Annotated in this window: 22 protein-coding genes and 3 pseudogenes; 11 read left to right on the forward strand and 14 right to left on the reverse strand. The window is 56.4% G+C overall.

The window, feature by feature from the left end; genetic code table 11:
- Positions 1 to 68: 68 nt before the first annotated feature.
- Positions 69 to 842: a Crp/Fnr family transcriptional regulator gene (locus JQ574_RS11390; protein ID WP_212383540.1), complete on the forward strand. Its 774-nt coding sequence runs from the start codon at positions 69 to 71 to the stop codon at positions 840 to 842.
- A gap of 435 nt (positions 843 to 1,277) precedes the next feature.
- On the opposite strand, the gene JQ574_RS11395 is transcribed toward JQ574_RS11390, so the two are convergent.
- The 3 genes from JQ574_RS11395 to JQ574_RS11405 all read right to left on the reverse strand — a co-directional run bounded on the left by JQ574_RS11395 (position 1,278) and on the right by JQ574_RS11405 (position 3,019).
- Positions 1,278 to 2,183, reverse strand: coding sequence for a YihY/virulence factor BrkB family protein (locus JQ574_RS11395; RefSeq protein ID WP_212209470.1), 906 nt, complete (start codon positions 2,181 to 2,183; stop codon positions 1,278 to 1,280).
- A gap of 60 nt (positions 2,184 to 2,243) precedes the next feature.
- Complete coding sequence (locus JQ574_RS11400) at positions 2,244 to 2,483, reverse strand: hypothetical protein (RefSeq protein WP_212383532.1); 240 nt, start codon at positions 2,481 to 2,483, stop codon at positions 2,244 to 2,246.
- Positions 2,484 to 2,575: 92 nt separating this feature from the next.
- Positions 2,576 to 3,019, reverse strand: a complete 444-nt coding sequence (locus JQ574_RS11405; protein ID WP_212383534.1) for a hypothetical protein — start codon at positions 3,017 to 3,019, stop codon at positions 2,576 to 2,578.
- A 320-nt stretch (positions 3,020 to 3,339) separates the two neighbouring features.
- Here JQ574_RS11405 and JQ574_RS11410 point away from each other — a divergent pair, with 320 nt between their 5' ends.
- The 4 genes from JQ574_RS11410 (at position 3,340) to JQ574_RS11425 (ending at position 5,909) form a co-directional block, all read left to right on the forward strand.
- Positions 3,340 to 3,720, forward strand: coding sequence for a response regulator (locus tag JQ574_RS11410; RefSeq protein ID WP_212209473.1), 381 nt, complete (start codon positions 3,340 to 3,342; stop codon positions 3,718 to 3,720).
- Between the two features lie 96 nt (positions 3,721 to 3,816).
- Positions 3,817 to 4,542: a PRC-barrel domain-containing protein gene (locus JQ574_RS11415; protein WP_212209474.1), complete on the forward strand. Its 726-nt coding sequence runs from the start codon at positions 3,817 to 3,819 to the stop codon at positions 4,540 to 4,542.
- A 22-nt stretch (positions 4,543 to 4,564) separates the two neighbouring features.
- Positions 4,565 to 5,581 carry a sensor histidine kinase gene (locus tag JQ574_RS11420; RefSeq protein WP_212209475.1) on the forward strand — a complete coding sequence of 339 codons (1,017 nt, stop codon included), beginning with the start codon at positions 4,565 to 4,567 and terminating at the stop codon, positions 5,579 to 5,581.
- 127 nt (positions 5,582 to 5,708) lie between these two features.
- A complete protein-coding gene (locus JQ574_RS11425) occupies positions 5,709 to 5,909 on the forward strand; it encodes a hypothetical protein (protein ID WP_212209476.1) in 201 nt (66 codons plus the stop codon).
- A gap of 225 nt (positions 5,910 to 6,134) precedes the next feature.
- Here JQ574_RS11425 and JQ574_RS11430 read toward each other — a convergent pair whose 3' ends face one another.
- Positions 6,135 to 6,443, reverse strand: coding sequence for a hypothetical protein (locus JQ574_RS11430; protein WP_212209477.1), 309 nt, complete (start codon positions 6,441 to 6,443; stop codon positions 6,135 to 6,137).
- Between the two features lie 1,736 nt (positions 6,444 to 8,179).
- Here JQ574_RS11430 and JQ574_RS11435 point away from each other — a divergent pair.
- Positions 8,180 to 8,536, forward strand: coding sequence for a hypothetical protein (locus tag JQ574_RS11435; protein WP_249119257.1), 357 nt, complete (start codon positions 8,180 to 8,182; stop codon positions 8,534 to 8,536).
- A gap of 7 nt (positions 8,537 to 8,543) precedes the next feature.
- Entirely contained in the window at positions 8,544 to 8,828 is a 285-nt protein-coding gene (locus JQ574_RS11440; protein ID WP_212209478.1) for a hypothetical protein, read from the forward strand.
- 35 nt (positions 8,829 to 8,863) lie between these two features.
- Here the strand turns inward: JQ574_RS11440 and JQ574_RS11445 are convergent, their stop codons facing one another.
- The 4 genes and pseudogenes from JQ574_RS11445 to JQ574_RS11460 form a co-directional block, all read right to left on the reverse strand.
- Positions 8,864 to 9,238 (reverse strand): hypothetical protein, encoded by a 375-nt coding sequence (locus JQ574_RS11445; RefSeq protein ID WP_212209479.1) that lies wholly within the window; start codon positions 9,236 to 9,238, stop codon positions 8,864 to 8,866.
- A 1,549-nt stretch (positions 9,239 to 10,787) separates the two neighbouring features.
- Positions 10,788 to 10,987 (reverse strand): annotated as a pseudogene (locus JQ574_RS11450) (kinase/pyrophosphorylase); the annotation flags it as partial.
- 59 nt (positions 10,988 to 11,046) lie between these two features.
- Complete coding sequence (locus JQ574_RS11455) at positions 11,047 to 11,232, reverse strand: hypothetical protein (protein ID WP_212209480.1); 186 nt, start codon at positions 11,230 to 11,232, stop codon at positions 11,047 to 11,049.
- Positions 11,233 to 11,255: 23 nt separating this feature from the next.
- Positions 11,256 to 11,426, reverse strand: coding sequence for a hypothetical protein (locus JQ574_RS11460; RefSeq protein WP_212209481.1), 171 nt, complete (start codon positions 11,424 to 11,426; stop codon positions 11,256 to 11,258).
- 383 nt (positions 11,427 to 11,809) lie between these two features.
- Here JQ574_RS11460 and JQ574_RS35885 point away from each other — a divergent pair, with 383 nt between their 5' ends.
- Complete coding sequence (locus JQ574_RS35885; RefSeq protein WP_409363410.1) at positions 11,810 to 11,968, forward strand: DUF3606 domain-containing protein; 159 nt, start codon at positions 11,810 to 11,812, stop codon at positions 11,966 to 11,968.
- A 276-nt stretch (positions 11,969 to 12,244) separates the two neighbouring features.
- On the opposite strand, the gene JQ574_RS11470 is transcribed toward JQ574_RS35885, so the two are convergent.
- Complete coding sequence (locus JQ574_RS11470; protein ID WP_212209483.1) at positions 12,245 to 12,721, reverse strand: Phasin protein; 477 nt, start codon at positions 12,719 to 12,721, stop codon at positions 12,245 to 12,247.
- 2,087 nt (positions 12,722 to 14,808) lie between these two features.
- Between JQ574_RS11470 and JQ574_RS11475 the strand changes: the two genes are divergently transcribed.
- The 3 genes and pseudogenes from JQ574_RS11475 to JQ574_RS11485 form a co-directional block, all read left to right on the forward strand.
- Complete coding sequence (locus JQ574_RS11475) at positions 14,809 to 15,033, forward strand: hypothetical protein (RefSeq protein WP_212209484.1); 225 nt, start codon at positions 14,809 to 14,811, stop codon at positions 15,031 to 15,033.
- 1,843 nt (positions 15,034 to 16,876) lie between these two features.
- A complete protein-coding gene (locus tag JQ574_RS11480) occupies positions 16,877 to 17,119 on the forward strand; it encodes a hypothetical protein (protein ID WP_212035540.1) in 243 nt (80 codons plus the stop codon).
- Positions 17,120 to 18,412: 1,293 nt separating this feature from the next.
- A pseudogene (locus tag JQ574_RS11485) lies at positions 18,413 to 18,848 on the forward strand (hypothetical protein); the annotation flags it as partial.
- 195 nt (positions 18,849 to 19,043) lie between these two features.
- On the opposite strand, the pseudogene JQ574_RS35020 reads toward JQ574_RS11485, so the two are convergent.
- From JQ574_RS35020 to JQ574_RS11505, 5 genes and pseudogenes are all read right to left on the reverse strand, one after another.
- Positions 19,044 to 19,198: pseudogene (locus JQ574_RS35020) on the reverse strand (Ku protein); the annotation flags it as partial.
- 170 nt (positions 19,199 to 19,368) lie between these two features.
- Complete coding sequence (locus JQ574_RS11490; protein WP_212209486.1) at positions 19,369 to 19,620, reverse strand: hypothetical protein; 252 nt, start codon at positions 19,618 to 19,620, stop codon at positions 19,369 to 19,371.
- A 96-nt stretch (positions 19,621 to 19,716) separates the two neighbouring features.
- Positions 19,717 to 19,911: a hypothetical protein gene (locus tag JQ574_RS11495; RefSeq protein ID WP_212209487.1), complete on the reverse strand. Its 195-nt coding sequence runs from the start codon at positions 19,909 to 19,911 to the stop codon at positions 19,717 to 19,719.
- Positions 19,908 to 20,504: an RNA ligase family protein gene (locus JQ574_RS11500; protein WP_212209488.1), complete on the reverse strand. Its 597-nt coding sequence runs from the start codon at positions 20,502 to 20,504 to the stop codon at positions 19,908 to 19,910. Before JQ574_RS11500 ends, JQ574_RS11495 begins: the two co-directional genes overlap by 4 nt.
- Before the next feature lie 959 nt (positions 20,505 to 21,463).
- Entirely contained in the window at positions 21,464 to 21,850 is a 387-nt protein-coding gene (locus JQ574_RS11505) for a response regulator (protein WP_212209489.1), read from the reverse strand.
- Between the last annotated feature and the right edge of the window lie 424 nt (positions 21,851 to 22,274).

Consider the following 22,274-nt stretch of genomic DNA (forward strand, 5'->3'; position numbering starts at 1 on the left):
CACGCGCTCCCATCGCCGTCCCCAATTTCCGGATCACGCAGGAAGCGGAACCGGAACAACGGAAGGCTTTGCTTAAAGTGCAAACGGACCATGATCTGCGAAGCAATCGACTGCTGGGGGCGTTGGAGCCGGTCAGCCGCAAGCGAATAGATCCCCATCTCGAGCCGATCTCGTTCAAACTTGGCGATATGGTCTGCGACGCGGGAGGCCTGCTCAAGCATGCCTACTTTCCCCAGGGTTCGGTGCTGTCGCTGCTAACCGTGCTGGAAAATGGTGCAGCGCTCGAGACTGCGAATATCGGCCGCGAGGGTGCGTTCGGCCTGTTCGCCGCTATGTACAGCCGCGTCACCTTCAACCGGTGCATCGTGCAGCTCGAGGGCCATATGGTCCGCTGTCCTATCCAACTGTTGCAGTATGAATTCAAGAACAGCGAGCACGTGCGCGACCTGTTCGTGAGCTACTCGGAAACGCTGCTGTCTCAGGTCCAGCAAACGGTCGCATGCAACGCGATGCATGCGACAGAAGAGCGGATGTGCCGCTGGCTCCTAATGATGCACGACAGGGCCGAGGGAGAGGCTCTTCCTTACACCCACGAATTTCTGTCTCATATCCTCGGCGCCAACCGGAAATCCGTAACGCTTGCAGCGCAATCGATGCAGACCGCGGGCCTCATCAGCTATCGCCGCGGAGCGATTCAGGTCCTGGATCGTCACGGTTTGGAGAAGGCGTCGTGCGAGTGCTACGCGATCGTAAAAGAACGCTTCGACGCGTTCCTCACGCCCCCGTCCACCGCGGTCGCGGGCCACAACAAAAGCCGAAGCGCCCAGAGCGATAGGGATTAAGTTTTTGGACGGCGTTTCCGATCGGGGGAACACGTCCTCAACATGACGGGACACAAACGCGCCGATTCAACCAATCCTCCATGCAAGCCTGCTGTGGAGGTTTTTTTTACCGGCTGTCAGGGTGAGCGGCATCGTGAAGACAAACAGAGTTTCATCCTCTGTGGACGTCGCGTTGACCTGCCGCCGTGCGCATGCGCAATCTGCGAGGCAATGTGGAGCCCCAGAGCGAGACCCTGACGGCTGTCGCGCACGTCGCTCCGGGTGGGAAGATTTTATCTGCATTTCAAAAGTGGCGATGGCCTATTCTACGACGAGGAGGGCGCATCAAGCTGAACAAGCGACCGAACCATGTGCCTAATTCAACCAGGCGAAGGCTGCTCTTAAGACCGAGAGACTCCACCTCGCATCGCATTAAGCTCAAAGGTTAAGGCACCACTACGATTCTTTCAGCTTCGCCGGTCGGGAGGCCGCTTCAATTGGCTCGCGACTAATCCGCTCATATTCTGCGATCACCTGAGCGCCGATCAACAAGACCAATGCGCCAAGCTCAACACTCAATAGCACAGCGATCGACGTGGTGAGCGAGCCGTAAACAAGTTGAATCTGAGACATGGTTGCGTAGTACCAAGCCAGAATGTGCCTCATCACTTCCCAAAGGAGCGTGGCCGTCACTCCGCCAATCAGCGCATGACGCAGGGACAGTCGCCCCACAGGCATGACAAAATAGATCGCAGTTAGCAGTAAAATCTCACCGGTAACTCCGACGATATAGAGGAGAACAATGGAGAATTGGTTCAGGGAGTGTGGCTGACCTAGAATCACGATACTTCGAGTGCCGACGAACTGCAGCACCCCAGAAAGGACGGTGACGATGAGGAGCCCTACGCCCAAAAACAGGATGAACAAGTATGGCATTATGGCTGAGACCAGGAAATGTCGGCGTTTAATTTTAACTCGGTGAAAGAAAATCACCGACATTGCGTTCTCGAGAATAGTGAACGCCAGGGCACTGAAGAAAAGCATAGTGACGAACAGAATCCCGCCGACGACTTGTTTCTGAGCGAGGAACGTCCGCACTTCCTCCACTAAGGCTGCTGATTGCCCGGGAATTACAAACTCGAGATATTCACTTAGGGTCAAAAGAAGGCGGTCTTCCGGAACGATATGGGAGAGGGCCATTAGAATGAGGATAAGCAGCGGGACTAACGACAATAACGTGTAGTACGCCACCGCCCCAGCAAGCAAAACACCTTGGTTGGCACGAAACTGTGTGACCACGGCCAAAGCGAACGCGCCTGGTTGCTTGAAAACCTTCTTGGCGGCCCGGCCTGCAGTCCACATCGACCAAGTCCGCCTTGTTACAGAGCCACCGTAATGAAAGTTTCTATGTCGGGCTTGGGGCTAGTCCTCGAGAATTGATTTTGTGGCGTCAAATACCTGTTCAGCCGTGCCCTTGATTATACCATTCGCCCATGCCTGAAATACCGTTACGTAGGCGTTCTTGTAGGCCGCATCGTTCGCCGAAAAATAAACTTCGTCGGTAGCGGTATCTAAAATAAGCGCCCCTTTGTCGATGCAAATTTCCTCAATAAGAGCCAGACGCTCTTCTTGTTCCGCTAGGTGACGCTTTACAATGCTCATTTGAAACACCTGTTTGTTCTTAAGAGGACCTTTCGCACTGAAGAACTGACGAACCCATTCTCGGGCTATATCAGGCAGCGCCGTGCCTGGCTTCAGTCGTCAATTACCATCTCAACCAATTTGGCAATCTTGTCCCGTGTCAGATCCCCCGAATTCGAAATATGCGGTTCCACGTCTGGAGCGTAGACATAAGGCGTCCCTTTGGCTGTTCCGCTGTCTCCAACCCGGGTTACGATGATATTCCCGAATGCAGTTGTGATGCTGGTTGGTGCGCCGTTGCCAATGGTGAAGGACACCCCGACGGGCCGATGATCATTAAGCTCGATCTGGGCGGCAAACGAGAACTGGTCGCCCAAATGGTGCTTCAGCTCCGTTAGAAACGGCATAACCTCCCTCTCCATTGCACGTTTGCAATGTCCAGTATCCGCAGTTCTCTTTTCAATATTCTCCGCTGCAAGGCCTGTCTGCCGTTCTTTTTCGACTACGGCAGCGGCGATCTTGTCTCTAAATTTATGAGCCAGTTGCTCGGCGTTCATTTGTTAGTTCCAGTTCAGTTGGCGGCCGCAGCATGACTTTGCGCCATGACTGTGGCTTATCAACGTTCAACACTTTATGAGCAAGTCGCCGCAGCCTGTTCGTGCCGAAAAATGCTTCCGTCAGAAACGAATCCGCTTTTCCTCGACAAATCGTCATTCCACATGGAACGGGCTATCGTTTGAACTGTTGTCAATTGATCACCAGCGAAATAGTTAGTTCCAATGGTCAAAGCGTGCTCTGCCGCGCTGGCGAGATTTAGTTACTCAGCTTCAGCTACAGTTTGTCCGTTCGTCCCTCAGCGGCAACGTGGGGAGACGCAATGAATCACGAGCATCGATCTGCTGTCTTGGTCGTCGAGGACGAGTGGCTCCTGCGGTTGCTTGCAGTTGAACTTGTCGAGGATGCTGGATTTGTTGCTCTACAGGCCGCTAACGCTGACGAGGCCATCGTAATACTGGAACAACGAGTGGACATTGCGGTGATGTTTACGGATGTCGACATGCCCGGAACTATGGATGGTCTAAAACTCGCGCACGCCGTGCGGCGTCGGTGGCCTCCCATCAAGATCATAATCGTCTCTGGTAAAACACGTTTATCCGACGCGGAGTTGCCGTCCGATGCGCGATTTGTTTCGAAGCCGTATTCTGTGCCCGACATGATTAGCGAGATGCGGTCGCTTGTTGCTCCCCCCTCCGTCTAGAGGGTCGCTTAAGGTAGTCGTTCGAGTATCAATCGCCACCAGTTCGGCAATGTTCTGCTTCCACAGCTTGGTTCGGTTCGTACCGAGGAGAGTTCTTTGATCGTCAAACTAGCCTTCGCAGCGCTTTTAAGCGTCGCATTCATCGCAGAGTGCAGTGCTGACTGCCAAATTGCCGATGCGGGTCTTGAAGAGGCCGTGCTGCAAAATCCAAGACTTCGGGGGCCGGCAAACAGCCAATCGGTCCGCGATCTTCGGAGTCTCAGAGATGCTGCGTTTACCCTGCGCTCATACGGTCGTCACGATGATTGCGAACGCCTCCTGGCAAACATCCGCGAGCTAATCGCCGGTCCGCCCATGGGGTCTCTTGGAGATAACGATGAGGACGAAGCAGAGAAACAGACCAACGCTCGTCAACCTAAAGTCCAGCGCGGCGCTGCTCTTGGGACCCGCGGAAAAACGGATGCAAAGCCCTTGATGGACATTAGTGACCTGGCTCCAAGCCTGAGGTCGGATGAAATCGTAGGTGCTGAAGTCCGTAGTTCGGACGATAAAATCGTGGGCGAAGTCAGAAATATTGTATTCGGCGCCAAGGACAGTCGGGATTACGTGATCGTAGCTTCAGGTGGATTTTTCACAACGGGGAAGAAAAGCGTGGTCGTTCCACTTAAGCTGCTTAAGGTCTCGCAGGACCGGTCGAGCTTTTATCTGTTAGTGACAAAGGATGCGTTGAAGGCAATACCCTCTATGCCTGACCAGGACTACAACTGGCTTACGGACGAAAAGTGGAGGGCCCGCAACGACCAACTGTTCAAGCAGCAATGACTCTCAGAACATCGCAAACCAAATGGAAGGTTACTCCTTGCCCGTATCAACATTATTTCTGGAGGGATGGCCTGCAAAGAAGGTCTCGTTGGCGCTAGAAGCCGGCGGCGTTGCGCTCTGGACCTGGAATGTAGACACTGACCGCTTTACCATGGATGAGCGGGCTTTCGGCCTCTGGGCAGTGCCGACCAGTGAGACTGTGACATTCGACGAACTCTCCAGCAAAATACACCCGGCCGACCGGGATAGGGTTAGAGCAGGTTTCAACGCAACGCGAAGCATTCACGGTCCTTACGAAATCGATTTTCGTATCATGATTGATAAGGAGGTTCGCTGGATATCAGCCCGTGGGCAAGGAAGCGATGCCGGCATCGTCGGCCGCATAATGCTAGGCATCTTCCTGGATGTTACCGGCCGGAAGCAGGTCGAGGAAGCAAATGAGCTCCTCGCGGGCGAGATGAGTCATAGGGTGAAAAACCTGCTGGCGATTGCTGCGGGTCTAGCGGCTCTCACATCACGATCTACTGAGACTGCTTCGGACATGGCACGGGAGCTCACGCAGCGGCTGACAGCCCTAGGACGGGCTCACGATCTCGTTCGCCCACTGCCCGGCGAAGAAACCAAAGACGCCCTATTGGGAGATCTAATTTCGGTGTTGTTGGCGCCTTACGATGACATGGGAGCATTTAGCGGGCGAGTGCGGGTATCGGTTCCACGAATGGCGGTTAGCGAAGCGTCGGCAACTACGCTGGCCCTAGTGATTCATGAGCTGGCCACCAACTCTCTGAAATACGGTGCGCTATCGTCTGATGCTGGCACACTTGACGTATCTTGCGCTCCTCACCCAACGGAAGTGATACTCGTATGGACTGAAAGAGGGGGGCCACCGGTCAAAGCCCCCACCGGCCAGGGTGGGTTCGGCAGCAAACTGATAAATCGAGCGGTCGGCACACAGCTTGGTGGGACCATTACCCGAGAATGGCTCGATGAAGGTGTGGTAGTGGCGCTGACGGTGCAAAAAGACCGCTTGTCGCGCTAACCTTACTGGATCGCGATGGATGGCGTTGGACCTCGCGTTTGATGTTCGTGAGAACGAAAGCGCTCAAGCCAGCCCTTCGCAGTGAACCACGGGTCGCAATAGCAGGGGCAATCCTGAGGAGAGTGCCATGGACAAGCCAATACAAGGGTACGTTCGCACCACCGTTCCTTTGCGTATTTTGGATACGGCGGTACAGAAGTCGCCAAGTGATCCCTCGGAGGGCTTTCTGGAAATTTCAACGGACGATGGCGTACTCCGACTCTCCATAAGTAGCGACGCGGCCAGAGATCTGCAGATTGATTTGGACCAATTTATAGGCGAAAAATGAGGTCCGCGCCGGGCTTCTATGGAACGATTGTTACCTAGTTTGCTTGATTCCACACTACCGGATGCAACGTCCGATGAAAGTCGGCTCCAGTCGCTGCCCCGCCACTGGGGCCGTTTTCTCGTCGTGTATTTGACGCTCAAGACACCAACACGGCGCGCGCAATGCCGACCAGGGGTTACTATTCTTGGCGTCCCGTTTTAACTCTTGGCGTCCCGTTTTAACGCCTCACCCGTTTTGCCATTTCAATCTTAGCACTTCCCATTTTTTCTCTATCCACGCCAAGGCAGTAACGAGAGGCTTTTGCAAAAAGGGGATGTCCTGTGCAATCAACAGGAAACCGAGCGGCAGCATCCAGACACCCAACACAGGTAAGAAGCTAAAAATGCCACCGAGAATGAACAGTAAGGCCACCGCTAGCCGAGCCGCGAATGACGACGGTTTGCGCAACCAGCGAATGAACTGAGAGACCCTTGCCGGAACTCGCCGGTTGATCATCTCAAAATACCTGTTCAACTCCGCTTTGGTGGTTGGCATTTTCTGCGCCTTCGCTAGTAGCGTGCTCGGATTTGCTATCCGACGAAAGACCAACGCTGCTGGTGATGAAAGTTTCCTGTTGAGGCAACTTAGGAACGCTCTCCTTTAGCGCACGTTTTCGGCCTGAACATTTGAGCGGGGCCGAAATGGCGAACACGATATAACCCGCGGCTCGATTGCCGTCCGGATCCCTTGATCGGATGCTTCCTCGCTGACTGGGCCGCTACTAGCTCCATCACCGCTTGATGGCTGCTCAACTAATGAGAACGCCCCAATACGTGCAAATCTGCGCCTCGACTTTTCATCATTTTTGGCTCACTGCCTTGCGTCGGTGCGCTTGCTAAAGACCAAGTGAAACCCGGCGCCAAGTGCCAGCAGACGACCCTCGAAGCCGCCCCAGGCCGTTACTTTTGGGGGTTCGCTTGTCTCCGGTTCCATCTGCTAGGGTGGGGGATGGGAATAAGCCGGTTGGGCCGGGCTTCGGTGCCATGCGACTATACCCGTGGCGGCTTCCAGCCAATCGGTCATCCGAAATTGAAGGCCACTTCCGCGACGTCTTGGCGTGATGCGAATTGGACCGCAACCCTCCAACTGTCTACGATACGCAGGCTAGGGAGAGTTGCCACCCCAGCAATTGAAGCGCCGTTGCGAAAGACTGTTACCGTACAGACCGGACGGTTTTGCTGCTTGGACGGACTGCGCAAGGGGGACTACCGGAGTGACCAGCGCTTCTGGGGAGCAACTCTAGCGGGAATCGATTTCCGGACGGTATGGCCGCCGTTCTATGCGCGTGCCATCAGGCACCCCAAAAGAAACGGCCCCAGCACTGGGGAGAGCTGAGGCCGCCATTCCAACGGATGCCATCGAGCGCTGCCATCCGGTAGTTTGCAATGAATTCACCCCGGAAACATTCGTTCCAAATCAGTGGCCTGTTTTTTTGAATCTGCGAGTGGCTTTAAGTCTTCGGCGCGCGCGACCCGCTACGCTCTATCCCGTTGTTGATTTCGTTTATGCAGGCTTCGACGGCCTTCTCTCGGGTCGGGAAAAGGTCGCCGCTGATGACGGGACGCCCGTTGGCCGGAAGGATTATCCAGGCCCATCTGTGCGGCTCGATCTCGCGAACCTGGTATTCAACCGAACGGTACTGCATTCTAAGCATATAATCACAGCGGCCTACTTTGTTCCGGCGAGTGGCCTACTTCGGCCAGTACCGCCAAGGGCCACTGGCCTGTCTCGACCTCTAGTGCCTAATTTGAAACCGGAGTGGCCCGTTTTGGTTTTTGGGACATAATCAGGGTGATGTTTTATCAAGAGAAGATCGATCCTCCGGGGCCATTGCCGCCCGCCACGGGACCTCCCGATGTCCCCACCTTCACCGCACAATCGAATCCCTGAAACGCGAGAACGCTTGGCTTCGAGCGCGGCTAACCCGCTTGGCCCGAGCAAAGTAGGTTAGGGCCAGGGCCTGATGCCAGATCAACACGCGGAACGCTTTCGTCAAGAAGCCGAGGAATGTAGGCATCAAGCGGAGAAGGCCATCAGTCAGCGCGACAAAGAGGAATGGCTCCGGCTTGCCGCTGAGTGGATCAAGCTGGCGCAATCGGCGATGGACGAAAGTCGCTATAAAGGAGGAAGGCGACCCTCAGTGGCGTAGCCGCCAAGATCATCCAGGCGATGCATCGGCGGACAATTGAATCTCGTGACGCACGGTACCCAGAATCTGGCCAATCGCCAGCATGCGCTTCGTCAGGGAGACCGAACCGCAACGCCGGTTTGTGTTTCTGTGCAAGGCCGCGATCTATTCGGCCGGGACCACCTTTATGAGCTTCTTCATGCGCGAGCACCGCTATCTGTCCCGCGGCACTCGGCTGATGATTCACGAGCGCAAACTGGCGAAGCACCTGGTGATCGACGGCGCGCTTACAACCTGCCTCGCGACCGTGCAGGCCACGCTGAACGAAATCGAGTGCTCGAATCGCCAGTCAGAACGAGGGTTTCCAGAAATCTGGTGCTGGGCTCCAGTTTCGGCCTCGATGAAGTGCTCAAGCGCGCGCCGTAGAACTGGTACAGACATAAAGAATATTATCAGCTAGAGCCCGTATGACGTTCTCGAAATGTGGTCATGAGGACGTTTCTGCGCTGGGAATAAATATCAGGGACTGGGTCAAGCAGGTCGGAGCATATCACCGCTTCGACTTTTTCCCGGTCTTCTTGCTCTTAGAAGCTTTCTTCCCACTTTTTTTGGCGGTTTTTGCAGAGCGCTTTTTAGCCGCGGTTTTCTTTTTTTTCTTTGCCATGGCGTTCGTGATCTGGCGCCCCGTCATCGGTACGTTAGAGTCATTGCGTTTGGATTTCTTCGCCATGGTTTCTCTCTCGCCCGGATGATGTGGGGCGTTTCAATGTCTGAGAAGGGCTGAACATTAGCGCTTTGACGTACTTTTCCTCTTAGATGACTTTTTGGCGGATTTCTTAGACGCCTTCTTAGCTGACTTCTTCGGTGCGGACTTCTTCGCGGCCTTTTTCGAAGACTTTCTGGCCGACTTTTTTGCTGACTTCTTCGAAGTCTTCTTGGCCGTCTTCTTAGCCGCTGCAGCCTTGGCCACTTTCTTGGTGGCCTTCTTGACCGACTTCGGCACGCGCTTCGCGACCGCTTTAGTGGCCTTCTTGGCGACAGTCTTGACGGCGGCCTCAGCCAATGTCCCGGCGGCCCCGGCGACCAGGTCGGTCATTTGCTCCATGATGGGCTTCTTGGATTGGTCGGCCTCATTAGCTTGCTCGGGCTTTTCAGTGTCCATGGTGTCCTCCAGAATCAGTATCCTAGCTCAATTTTCCTTCAGGCGGCATTGATAGGGTGGGGTATCTCCCCAAGAAATCATTCAGAGGGACTGATCTTATGGAAATAGTGGCAGCCATCATCACGGGGGTGTTGAGCTTAGGTTATCCCGGCTAAACGCCAATTAGCCATTCGGCCCCTAAGTTGCCACGCAATCGCTTAATGCTAGAAGGGCACCTCACAAAAGAAGTCCCTTGTGGCCACGAAAGCTAAGAAGAAAGCCAAGAAGACGGCGGCACGTCGTGGATATACGAAAGACGATCCAAAACTGCTGAAGACGCATTCGAAGTCTAAGACTCCGTTGGAGCGTATCGCAAAGCTTATGAAGCGATCGGGTGCGACGTCGAACGGCGAGGGCAATGGGTCTGCCGCTGGGCCACCGTCGATAAATTGAAACCGGGCGGCCCGTCTGCATGGTGTCAGGTGAACCGCCCGGCCAGAGGACCGTCTGTGGCTAAACGAGACGGCTGGCCCGAGAATACACAAGCGCGGTTTGAGTTCCTATTTTTTTAAATGGGAGACCAGGCGCAGTAGCGAGGTTTGATTACAGTCGCGCCTAACCCACAGAATGCTTGTTTGCCGGAAGCCCCAGAATAGGAACGGTGAAGTATTTACAAAGTTTCTAACGCAGCAAGAGTGGTGAGGACCCATGTACGCTGCGCACTTTCCCATTACCGAAAACAACCCCGACCTGTGCCAAGCTATGACGATCGCCATGGGCTACGTGCACGCGACCGGGCTCGTTGATAAGTTCCTCAATCCTGAATTGTTGGTTGCCACGGCGATCTCAAATGCCTGGAAGGGTGGGATGAGGCACCCGATACGCCTCGCTAACGAAGGCATCGTTTGTGCGGAGCGAACGGCCCAGCTCGGAACCCTGCCATCTGTGTTTGCGAGACTCATATAAGGCCGGATCCGCACTCCGCACTCTGCCTTGGAGTGCTGCATAAGTCGTGCATTATTCTGCCGCGTGGCAGATGGAATTGCCCTCGCAACCGCTCTTTTCGTTGTTCGCTTTCGTGTGCGGATACAGAAGCGCAGCTATTCATTTGTCCTCATGTTATTGCAGCTGGAGCGCTCGAGCACTCTGCATCCCCCTAGGCCAAATTATTGAAACAGCCAAACGTAAATCGTCGTAATGAGCTTGCTAAGTAAGTAGAGCCAACCTGCCATTGCGAGTCCAACAGGAACAAAGAAGGCGACTCCGACGATCACTTGCTCCCACCTCTGGCCGCTGGGGTACCGGCACTTCGAAGGCCGTTTTTTCGCTGGAACTCATTGCGCTCTCCGCGTCGGGAAAAAGCGGCAACTCTTGCCCGGTTCATAAGTTGCAAGGCGACGTCGCGCTTTCGCCACACCCTTTGGTCCGCCGGTGACCAGCCCAGCGCGCCTAAATGCTGGCTTGAAACGAGCCCAACGACCAGTCTGTTAAATTCTTGCGTGCAATCACGCCGTGAAACACCATACGGACACCTCCCGCCATGAGAACGGATCAACCTGGGACCAATTAGCAGCATGATGCCCGGCGCCTCCTGGATTTCGTCGTGCACACGATCGAGCTTTCTTACTGCGCACCAGGGCATGGACATGTTCGACCGCGGTTACGTTGGCGTATTGCGAGGCCACCGCCGCGCACGGTGATCAGCGTCTCACCGGTCGAATCGGAGACCAGATGTCTTAAAAGGTGCCAACAGGCGACATGGGACCGCATCGACAAATGAAAGAGGCCGCCAACTGAGGCGGCCTCAATCCCGGTTTGCAGAACCGGCATTATCTCATGTGCAGGCTCATCGATGGCTTCGACGTTACCGGCTGGTGCACGGCGTCCATCAAACGGCCGCCTAAACCTTGCAAGTACTTTTCAGCGGCATCGATTGCCATGTTGAGCATACTACCACCGCTGACGACATCGAGTTCGCCGATGCTCAGCTCACGCGCTTCATGGATGTTGGTCATGTCTCGCTCCTGCATTCCGTCCCTTATTTATGAACGGGGTCAGTCGGGCGGTCGGTCGAACGGCGAAGATCGCCGGGCCCTCCAAAGAGGCCACGGAGCCAGCTGATAATGCCCCCAGCGCTGATCGCCTCGAGTTCGGCATCCGTCAACGCGTCGATTTCCGGGTACGAAATTTCGTCTTTTGAATTGATCATTGCAGTTCTCCTGCTTGCTCGGGAGGGCCATCCCTCAATCCGTGGCCGAAGGAGTACCCCGGCTGCGTTCTCCCGGCTGTGCTGCACATCACACAGGCGTCACACTTCTATATAGGCACTGCCATTTTCAACTAGGCCACTAGGGGGCGAAACAGGCCAGTACCCAGTTTTGGCAACGCGGCACTTGCCCGCTTTGTCGTGGTAGCCCACGAAGTGAACTCACCGGCCCTTAGCCGGGCCGCTTGAACATCGTTCCTGAAGAAGCGAGAGATTGCGTAAATTTCATATGGGGCGCCGCAACCTCAGTGTCGTGACTTCCGTTGTACTAACGAAAGCGCCATGACCTTCAAGGAAACCACGCAGTGCAGATTCGTAAGCCCCCTATGTTTCGCAACGCAATCGATTTACGGGACAAAGTCCAAGTAAAGGTTCTGCGAAGGCGTCTTAAGCTCTCTGCCCCGGAGTTGGGTGACATTATCCGCAAGACCGGTAACTCGCTTGCTGCGATCACCAACGAAGCAGCCGCCACCCGGCCTCGTTAGAACGCTTCTTGCATCATCCAGCCCTGCTAGGCATGATCCATGTTCAAACATCAGTGCCAGGTGGAGCTTGAATGATTTAGCGACCTGCAGCGCACCCGCTTCATCGGTTTCAATCGCAATTTTCTGCGCGAGCGTCACGTCGTCGGCGACCAGTGGCCCAATGGGCGCAAAACACTCCGTCTGTCGGATGCCCATACTGGTCAAGTTCATGGATATTTGTTTGTGTGCCATAACTTATGCGGTATCGCTTGCCGCTACGCGATGGCCTTTGGGACTTCATCGCTTAATACTTAGTTGAACCATTTCATTCGAGAACTTGCGGAACGTTGCGATCCGCTCTTTTGTGAGCTCTTCAATCACGCGGATTAACTGAAAGGGCGACCTAATTGACGCAAGCCTCGGTCCGAATTCAAGCGCAAATTGCATGTTGGCTTGTGCCATTTCTAACAGCTTTGCTTGATAAGCCTGCGCTATTGCCGTGGCTGAAGAAAAATCAAAACCTTTCTTTAGTTCCGTTTCGCTCATGATCTGTTTGACGGAGTCCTGCAGTGCCATCGCCGGACTCTCAAGAATGGCAGCCTTTTGTTCCGGGGCATGACCCTTGGGGGACAATCTAATTGGGTCGGCTGCAACGGAGCGCACGCGGCTGGGTTTAGAGCTTCTAATAACGGCCGAATTGGCCCGTTGGGCCTTCGCGGTGACTTTAGAACTGCGGGTGGGCTTTGACGCCGTTGGCGCTTTACGTTTGGTCATTTCAGCACTCCAAACATTATTATTGACCAAAACGGTCATAATTGAAGAGTCAACATGCTGAGCAGTTCAACGTTCCATCGAGTAACAGTGCGACGCGGACTAATGCCCACCACGTTGAGCTGTTTTGACCAGCCGTTCGGATATGCAGATTGTCCAGTGCATCGCGGCAGGTGATCCTTCCACGCTACTTCGAAGCTGGGGACTTAGGATCAGATGGCCCCATGCGTCTCCGGGTGAAGATGCATTAAAGCCAGTTGGCAGGTCGCCATCCTATCAGCCCTGTCAAATCTGCGATGCTTATCGCCGGTGCGTGCCTTCGAGAAGGCGGTCGCCGCGGCGGAGTAGGAAGCGCGGCAGTGCCGGACCGGGACACCGAGGCAGTGACGCGCGGGGGTTGGAAGCCGCCCGCGCCACCGCCACAACACCTTCTCTCATATGCGGGGAAAGTCCGGCCACTGCGTCATCGCGAGAACGGGGTGATAAAATCCCTGTGCAGGCAAGTTGGTCTATTGCCACCATCGAACAGCACGGTGACGCCCGTATTGCGATTGGAAATCTCGACAACGATCCCAGTCTTGCCGGCCAGCGAGCGGCATCGAGTGGCTCCGAGTTCACTCATCTTGAAGCAAGTGCCGACGACCAGTCTATTCAATTCTTGCACGTCACCCACATTTTTACTCCGTGAAAAAACACCACTTAGAAGGACATTTGAACTTCTGCCACGGCCCCAGGGTTCCATGGCTCGACAGGCCCTCACCCAAGCCCGTTGGCTCACACGGCGGGTCTGCCTTCGACCGCGGAGTTACCCCAAACTCGGAACAATCCAACCACGTTGCGTTAATTGTGATCGCCGTTGGCGCGTTTCGTTGCGGTGGTAATGAGCGCTGCCTACCGGCCCCCGCCGGCTTTTTCTGCGGCTCGCAAAAATGAAAGAGGCCGCCAACTGAGGCGGCCTTACTCGCGATTGGAGCCAGAGGATAACAGGAATTCGCTCATATCAAGTGCCGTTTCAATCTGGCGAAGCTTCTGGACTAATTCGTCGCGCTCGCTGCATGGCGCAAGCGTCTCCACATCTGACCGGACCCGTCGAGCCAAATCAATCAAGCGTTCTTCAAGTGTCGTGTTGGGGCTGACAAGGCGGCGCCGCACAGCCTCACTCCGGGGCTTTGAGGCCGCTGGATTGCCAGCCCGACTTATCTGACGTCGGATCTCGGGCGACGGTGCGCGTCATCGTGTGATTGCAATTGGCGCACTCAAAGGTACGGCTGTCATCGCTCTCTGAACTTGGACTGATCATGGTCAGCACCATTCGTTTAAAACATTGGGGGCAGCGGGGCCGCTCAATTGGGATCAGCGACGGTTCTGGACGGGTATGAGGTTGGGGCATGTGATGCATCCATTTTGATCAGGCGGGAGCTCAACACTCTCAGTCACCGATGAAAGCCGAAGGCGGAGCGGTGATCGGGATAATCTGGCATGTCCGGCAGCTGACGTTGTGGTCAAAATTGCTCACACCGCAAAAGTTAATGGAGGAGGAAATATGATCAGTACCGCTGGGTACTGGCCGAATGGCCGAGCTTTTCTGAAGTCGATCGAGGCGCCGGCCCCCGAGCCGGTGCCCACCTGCGACTTTTCCAGGACCCGTCATTTCAGTTCCGCCAGACCTTTCAAATGTGGTCCAGCTGGTCGACCATCAGGGCAAGCGCCGCGGGCGCGCCGCAGCCTAAAACTGCCCGGGTCGCGCAGGCCTTCGCGGGGATCGCGATTTTCTCTGCCGTCTCTTATAGGCTGCACTTATCCCGAATACTTTTGTTGAACCAATGCATCAGGCAATCGTTACCGGTGGCGACTAACCGGAGGAGAATTTATGCGCGCTTTTGTCCTAGCCAGCATTTTCCTAGCCTCATCGGGATTGTCCTCATTCGGCCAAGACGAACGAAAGCCTCTAGTTTCGCCTCCGCAAGGCGTGCCTGCTCAAGCCGCCCCCACGCCTGACCAGAGCCCCAAACCGGGAAGTCAACCAGCCGACCAGAGCCAATCCAAGGGCGAGGAGCGAAAGGTGGGTCGCGACTGGCGGATACGCCCGGATGAAGGCGACCGCATGGACCGCGATGACCGTGACGTGGGTCGCGATGTGCGACGCGGCGACCGCGACGGATATCGTGATCGCGACGAGGATCGGGGTCGTCGATACGGAGATCGAGATGACCGCGCCCATCGAGGTTGGGACCGCCCGGGCGGAGGCCGCGACTATCGAAGCTACGATGATGACCGAAGAAGCTACGACGATGATCGCCCTCGGCGGCGCGTGAAGATCTGCATCGAATACGACAACGGCGACGAGTACTGCCGTCGGCAAGGACACTGAGGCGGTTCGGGCGCACGCGTTCAAGATCCGAGAGGAGGCGGCTGCGCATGTGGAAGAGTGGCTCACCTCGCCTGGTCTCGAGCCCCCAAAGAAAAACGATATCCATGGACCAAACTAGTGAGAGAGACAGCCAGGACGGCCCTGCCGCAAAAAAGGGGCGGATAGCTGGAGCAATATGCCCAGGGCGCTACGCTGAGGCCTAAAGCGGGGGTAGGTCCCCAGGTCATCCGCGACTTCGAGTGTCAGAACTGTAGCATCTAATGTTCGAGACAACGGAAACGGCCAGCTAGCGGCCCGGACGGGGGCCCCTAATTCCCCTCTGCGGGAGTCACCCCCATTTCCTAAACCGGAGGTGGCGTCACATAACTGTGTCACAGCACTGGCTACGCTTGGGGGGCCGGGATTGCGCCCGACCACGGAAATACAGCGCCGTCCAAGCGACCATATTCCGCTTGGACGGCGTTGGCTTACGAGGTGTCTAATTGGCAGCAATGTCCTAATTAGGACAGCACGGGCAAAGCCACCGCCCGGAGGCCAAGCCTGCTGGCGAGCGTCCGCACGGGCGCAGGGCAGGATGAGAGCCTGTCATCCCTGGTCTATTGCCGCCCGGCGTCGCGTGAGTCGATTTCGAGGACCATCGAGCAAGGCTGAGGCGTCCAAGCTGAACGACGAGATGCCCGAGAAGGCGAACTTATGAGGCAGACGTGCCGGACAATTCGGGCGAGTTGCACGCCTGAAGGCGCGCAGCACCTCATCGACGATTTGAAGAAACAATTGGCCGAACGAAAGTAAAAGAACCGCTGGAATTCCAGCGGTTCTCTTGTGTCGGTTATCGAGTGGTCGTGGGGGCAGCCGGGGCCGCGGGTGACGGAGCAGTGGTCGGGGCCGTCGGCGCCGACGGGCGCGTGGTGCTCGATCCGATCGTAGTTCCGGGTGCTGAGTTGTCAGCCGTTCGGTTGTGGTTCCAAGGTGCCCACATAAACAGAACGGCGAGAATGGCGAGACCAGCATGAGGGCGATCATTCCGCGGCCTATTCCGGCCCGGCGGTTCTCGCCCCCGGTCAAATGTCGCGATTTAAATTATTGTCTGTCATTTCACTTCTCCACAACTGCCCACGCTCCCTACCGATGCGATACACAATGGTTCCTCAGGTTAGAATGAAGACTGGCAGCTCTTCCCTTACGTGAGGGGCGTATTCGCTGGCAATCCGTGCGCACATTCTGCCAGCGCGAATTTCACTACGTACCCGCGATGCCGACTGCAAATATTAACAAACTCATCTCCGCAAAGCTCGGCTTCCTTTTGATACGATGGGCAGATAGCGAACGGGTTCCGTGATAACCCCTGCGATCGTTTCATTGACGAGACGACGGCGGCATGAGGAGCAACCTTTAAAGCACCCGCCCGTTGCCCCGCATGACAGACACTACACAAGACAAGCGAGCATCGAGCTCTTCCCCGGAAGCCGGTCATAAGGCCGATACAGGCAAGCCGATAGAAACCACCGAGCAGCTGAGGATCGCAATCGACCAAGGCAACGGAAAGGTCGATGCGACTGACCCCGCTGCCGCTCCGCTTGGAACCGACGACGAAGCGGGCGGAACTCCTAACAGCTATGCACAGGTCCGCTTGGCCGCTGCGCACGAGATCCGGCCCCATAAGAAGCGACAACGGACTTCCGGTCTTGGGGCCGCATGGTGGGTCATCGGGGGAAGCGTATTCATGGCAGTGTCAATCGTCGCTTCCGCTCTTTGGATAATACCGTGATTGTGCAAAGGAGAAAGCAATGACTGATTACGTAGACAAGCGCGGCGGAGCCTACGACCCAGTTACCCCGGCCGGAAATCCGCAGCCGCAGCAGGTGAAAGACAAGCAGACACCAAGCCAGAAGGACCAATGGGGTGCGGACGTTCGGCCCGAACCCCTACCTGGTCCTGACCAAGGAAATTACCCGCTGCCTGAAGGCTTGCGGAAAGAGCGCATGGGTCCACTCAACAAAGATACGGGCCGGCGCCCGAAGCAGACTTAGTACGGAAGCTTCCAGAGCGCGCCGCACGATTTCTGCTTAGCTCTCGGGAGAACGTTGGGCCGTTATGCTGCTTGGGGCAAGGGGCTGACAGAGCTCATGAAATCCGAATTGCCACTTGTTCCCGATGCAAATCGCCCACATTGTGGTGACACCGGAGAGCAAATGACCCCCCGCGAGCGAAAAGACATGCCTTGGCTTATGGCGGCGTTTGCGGTGGTTATCCTGGTAATCGTCGGCGGGGTGTTTTTCCGCTGGCACTAAACAGTCGCTTTTTTGAATCTGCGGGTTGCCTATTCGGAGTGCCAAAGAACGGCCCCAGCGCAGGGGAGACTGAGGCCGTCGTTCCAGCACGCCCCTAGATATCGGGCGAGCTCGAATGGCCTAGTGTGAAAATTGCCGTTTTGCCTTTCATTAACTTTCCTAGTGGTCAAATTGACCAGTATGTCGGCCCACCGGACATGCCAGATTGTCCCGATCACCGCCCGCCCGTGGCTTTCATCGGTGATGAGAACGCCAGTTGCTAGGCGAGGCCTCAGTTCAACCATCGCGGCCGGGCTTCCTTTTCGAACGCTTCCGCCAGCGTCGTCCAGTCGGACGCAAGCTCTAGCCATGCGTCTGTGGCTAGCAAGGTCACAGACGCGGCAGCATTGGTACGGCACTGGTCCGCGGCCTTGCGGCAGTAAGCTGCATCGTCTTCGCGCATGTCCGTCAGCTTCTAAGTTGCGCTAATGGGACGGTCCGGAGATGGTTTGTCTCGAATTAGTTCCGGCGGGATCGCGCCAGCACCTACCAACGGGGCCGATCTAGCTAATAGCCGGTAACACGCGGCGATGTCAGCGAACCGCTTTTGCGTACACTCGTTCGATGATGTTGCCGCAAACGCCTCGAATTCGACTGCCTTCTCGAGGTACTGTTCAACGGAGCGCATAGCCTCACTCGGGCGCTTGCAGGCCGGGCGATGAAAGCCACTCATCAACGTGTGTCGCAGTCTCCGCTTGGCGTGCCTTGCGGAGAATCTGTTCCCGCTCCGGGCCGTGCGGCAATTTTTCCGCTCTGGCGCGTAGCCGCCGGGCTTCCTGTTCGAGACGTTCGGAGAGGGATAGCAATTGCTTGTATCGACGCCGCTGTACCATAGGGCGCTCCTTTCCATTGAGGAAGGCGGGAGCGCTACCAGGCGTTCTCATCACCGATAAAAGCCACTGACCGGGCGGTGATGAACCAGTCTGGCATGGCTGTAGCTGTCTCGCTGGTCAAAATAGCTCACATCACAAAACTTAACACGATATCGCCGCCGCACGGGAACTGGCAAAGATGATGCCGGATCGCGTTCGTTCGGTGATTTCGCTGGGAAGTCCCTTTGGCGCCAGTCCCAAATCCACAAATGCTTGGCGGGTTTATGAGTTCGCCAGCGGCCAATCGGTCGACGACGCGCAGGATGTTGCGGTTGCGCCACCAGTTCCTACGACGGCGATTTATAGCCGTACGGACGGAATTTGCGCGCGGCAGGGTTGTATAGAGAAAACCTCCGCTCAGTCAGAAAGCATTGAGGTGCAAGGAAGCCATTGCGGGCTGGCCGTGAATCCCGCCGCCGTCTATGCGGTTGCCGACAGATTGGCGCAGCCGGAGGGAGCGTGGAAACCCTTACAGTGGCTGGCGAAGCCTCATCTTCCCCGATCCCTCGGGGCGCTCAAATCGAGAAATGCATAAGGATCACCTGAGCGATTGGTAAATCCAGTGGGGGGCGAAGTCGCGGCCGCGCCAGTTCTTAAGGGCATCCTGGAAGCAGCCTTATGAATTGGCGACTATTGTTAGAAGCGTCGCCGTCGCGATTGGCATAACGTTCGTTACAGCGGTCGTCGCCTACCTTGCTCTGAGGTTTTTCGCGTCGCTAACTTTGGCCACGCGTGCTCGCGGCTGGTAAGAACGTAAGAACCACCCGGGCGATCGCGACACGGTCCATTGAGCGAATGGTCTCGCGGATCACCGCGAAAGCGTCATGCCCCACCTTGCCCTGGCAACGATGTAGTAGGGGCGCACCAGGTAAAGGTCATCGATCTCGCTGCGCGGCACGAACTCATTTGGCCTGCGTGAGCGCTGGCCGATTGAACGGAGGCCACGCGCTTAGTCCTCAGTCAAACTGCGTTCCGCTTTATCCGCGAATTTCTGCAGCGCGAGCGAGCGCAACCACACCTTCCCGCTATGGAACCAACCGTCTTTCGCGGGCTTGGTGCATTTTTAACCCGGAGGACTCACATGAAGAAGCTAGTGACGGTGCCGACAATCGCGCTTTTCGTCCTGGGATCGTCTTTGGCCTCGGCCCAGACCGGCGGGCCGATGATGATGGGAAAAGACACCAGCAAAACAGGTGCCACGCCGCCCAACGCAGGCGCCAGTGCGCCCATCACGGTTGATCCAAAAGCCAAAAAACCGGCTCCGCTGCCAGGCGCGGATACCAGCAAGGCAGGCGCTTCGCCGCCCAACGCGGGCGCCAGCGCACCCATCGCGGCCGCGCCCGTAGCCAAAGGCAAGAAGTAAGATGGGAGCAGTTTTTGTGCGTCTGGGAAGGCCCCGTTCCCAGGGGGCCTTCCTAGTTGGCTTTAAGGATGTGTCCGGATTCTGATCCTCATGGACGAATTCCCGGTTTCGCTGTGAACCGGATATTCGAACGCCACGCCTTCGGGATCATTGTCCCGGAACCATTCAACGGCGGCCAACTCGCTGGCAAACACCTTCAGGTGGTCGGGATCACCGACGGCTTTATCGGAGTTGACGTAAATCCACACTGTCGTCATCCGAACGTGTCCATCACGCGGCTGAACGCCGGATGCTTCCGGTTTTTGACCTTGATCCAGTCGCAGGTCCGGGGCCGGTAGCGCCGCTCGCGGTGCTTTGACACGAGGCCCTCGAGGCCCATGCGGCAGGCGGCTTCGAACAGCCCGGGCCCGATCTCGCCGGCCTCATGCGGGGCGACGAAGATGCCCTTCGGACGGCCTTTGAGCAGTTTGCCGAGCCGGGCCTTGCGTTCGAACAGCGGCATGTCGCGCAGGTCGTCGCCATCGAGTGCGACCAGGTCGAACGCGTAAAGCTGCGCTTTCTCATTGTGCCGATTGGAATGCAGGGCGTCGAAATCGGAGATCCCTTGCACATTGAGCACGCAAATCTCGCCGTCGATGATGAAGCGCGTCTGGCGCATCTTCAGCGCCGTCTCGACGATGAACGGGAAGCGCCATGTCCAGTCGAGGCCGCTCTTCGATAGCAGCTTGACGTTACGGCCGTCGCGAGCGACGCGCCCGCGGTAGCCGTCATATTTGACTTCGTGAATCCAGTCGAGGCCGGTGGGAACGGCCTTTGCCGATATCGGCTTGCAATACTCGAACTTGATCATGGCGCGCATTTATGCACGGGCGGACGAAATGCGAGTCCTCTATCGTACCATCGCCGCCGTGATCGACCTGTTCGTGCTGGCGCTCATCCCGTGAAGACGCGATCTTGGCCATCCGGTGCGTCCAATTCGAACTGACGAGTTGCGTAGTTCTCCGGAGTGGTTTTCGCTTTCACGCCGTTGCAACCTTTTCCCGGTCCATTGCGGGACGGGACGGGACGGGCGGCAGATGAACCATGACCGGGAAGCCAGCCGATACTTCGAAGTCGGTCTGTTTGTTGCGGCGCTCGTTGGACTTGGCATGATGGCATATTGGGCTTTGGTGTAAGACCGCGCGCCCTGTGATCCAAGCTAACTCCCCCCAGGAACGTACCGAGGCTCTTTTAACACTAGCTGCAGGCGCAAAAAAAGCGGCCCCAGCGTCTAAGGGACGGCGCGCTGAGGCCATGAAGTCGCACGATATTCTGAATCCCATTAGACGAGGATTGTAACCAGGAGCGGTTACCACTTATTCCCGATCCGAAGAAGATCAAAACGACCCCAGTGCGGGGTGCTCTGGGGTCGCCAACCCTTTTAGAGGGTTTTCTCCCGGCCTGAGGCTGCCGGGAGCTGGATTCGACTCCCATCCGCCATTGATTGTTCTTGGAGGTCCCGATCTGGTAGCGGAATGAAAAAGGGTAACGGCCCGGCAAGAGCGGGCATCCACCCTGTTGTAGGAACCGAGCAAAAAATCGGCGCGGACCTGCGAGGCCGGCGCCGACAGGCCAAGGTTTGGTGAGGGCCTGTGGGCTGGATTAAACGCCCATCGTTGGAGAGCTGCAATTGTTCGATTGAGGTACTTCGAACTAGTTCGCAAAGATCAACCAAGTTGCGGTAACTTGGCTTAAGCCGTTGGCAACCCGTTGCGGCCGATCGCATGGATGGCCCCAGTGAGAAGCCTAGCCTCGCTGGGGCCGCTCCCGTCAAACAAGTGCCTGGCCGCCGGTGTTGAGTAAGCTGGAAATGGCGGTCACCAGCTGAGCGGGTGCGAAAGGCTTAATCAGCAGGATGCTGTTGGGAACGCCTTGGACTGGCCATTGGTTCGCAGCAGCGCCCGTCATATAGATCACGGGGAAGTTGGGATCGATCTCGCGCGCCGCCCGTGCGACCGCCCAGCCATCGATTCTGCCGAGCAAATTGATGTCAGTCACCAACACGCGATACGGTAGTTGGCCGCCCTTTAGCAGGGTCACGGCTTCCTCGCCCGAGGCAGCTAGGGCTGGTTCGTAGCCGCCCTCACAAAGAGATTCGTCGATGATCGCTTGAACCTCGGGTTCATCTTCAATGACCAGGATCAGTACAGTTTCCACGCGAATTTCCCCCTCAGCCGCCGGGGTATCACGCGGCAAGGTCGGATTGGTTCCCTGCCGCTATGTATAAAAGTGAACATTGCATGTTGGCAAATTCGGATTCTCCGTCTGACGCGGCCAATACTGCGTTGAGTAGTTTTACGCAGTACAAAGTCCGGCAGATTTTGGACAATGCCACAGCAATTCACGGGCTGTGTTTGTTCTCAAGAGGTTAAACAGGCCGGTATCCGCGGAGCCCCTTGAACAAACGGGAAACGGCCGTATCTGCCGGAGAACTGCGGAAGCCTACGAACCTGGATCGGGTCGGCGAGGTGCATCAAGCCGACAATTACGGCCAAGGCCGCCAAGCCAAAGAGTGTTGCGACAACCGAGCATCCGCGTAGCGTCTTGGATGAAGCGTTTCTTGCGCCTGTGAGCCGACAAA

This window comes from Bradyrhizobium sp. AUGA SZCCT0158 (assembly GCF_018130065.1).
Classification (GTDB): domain Bacteria; phylum Pseudomonadota; class Alphaproteobacteria; order Rhizobiales; family Xanthobacteraceae; genus Bradyrhizobium.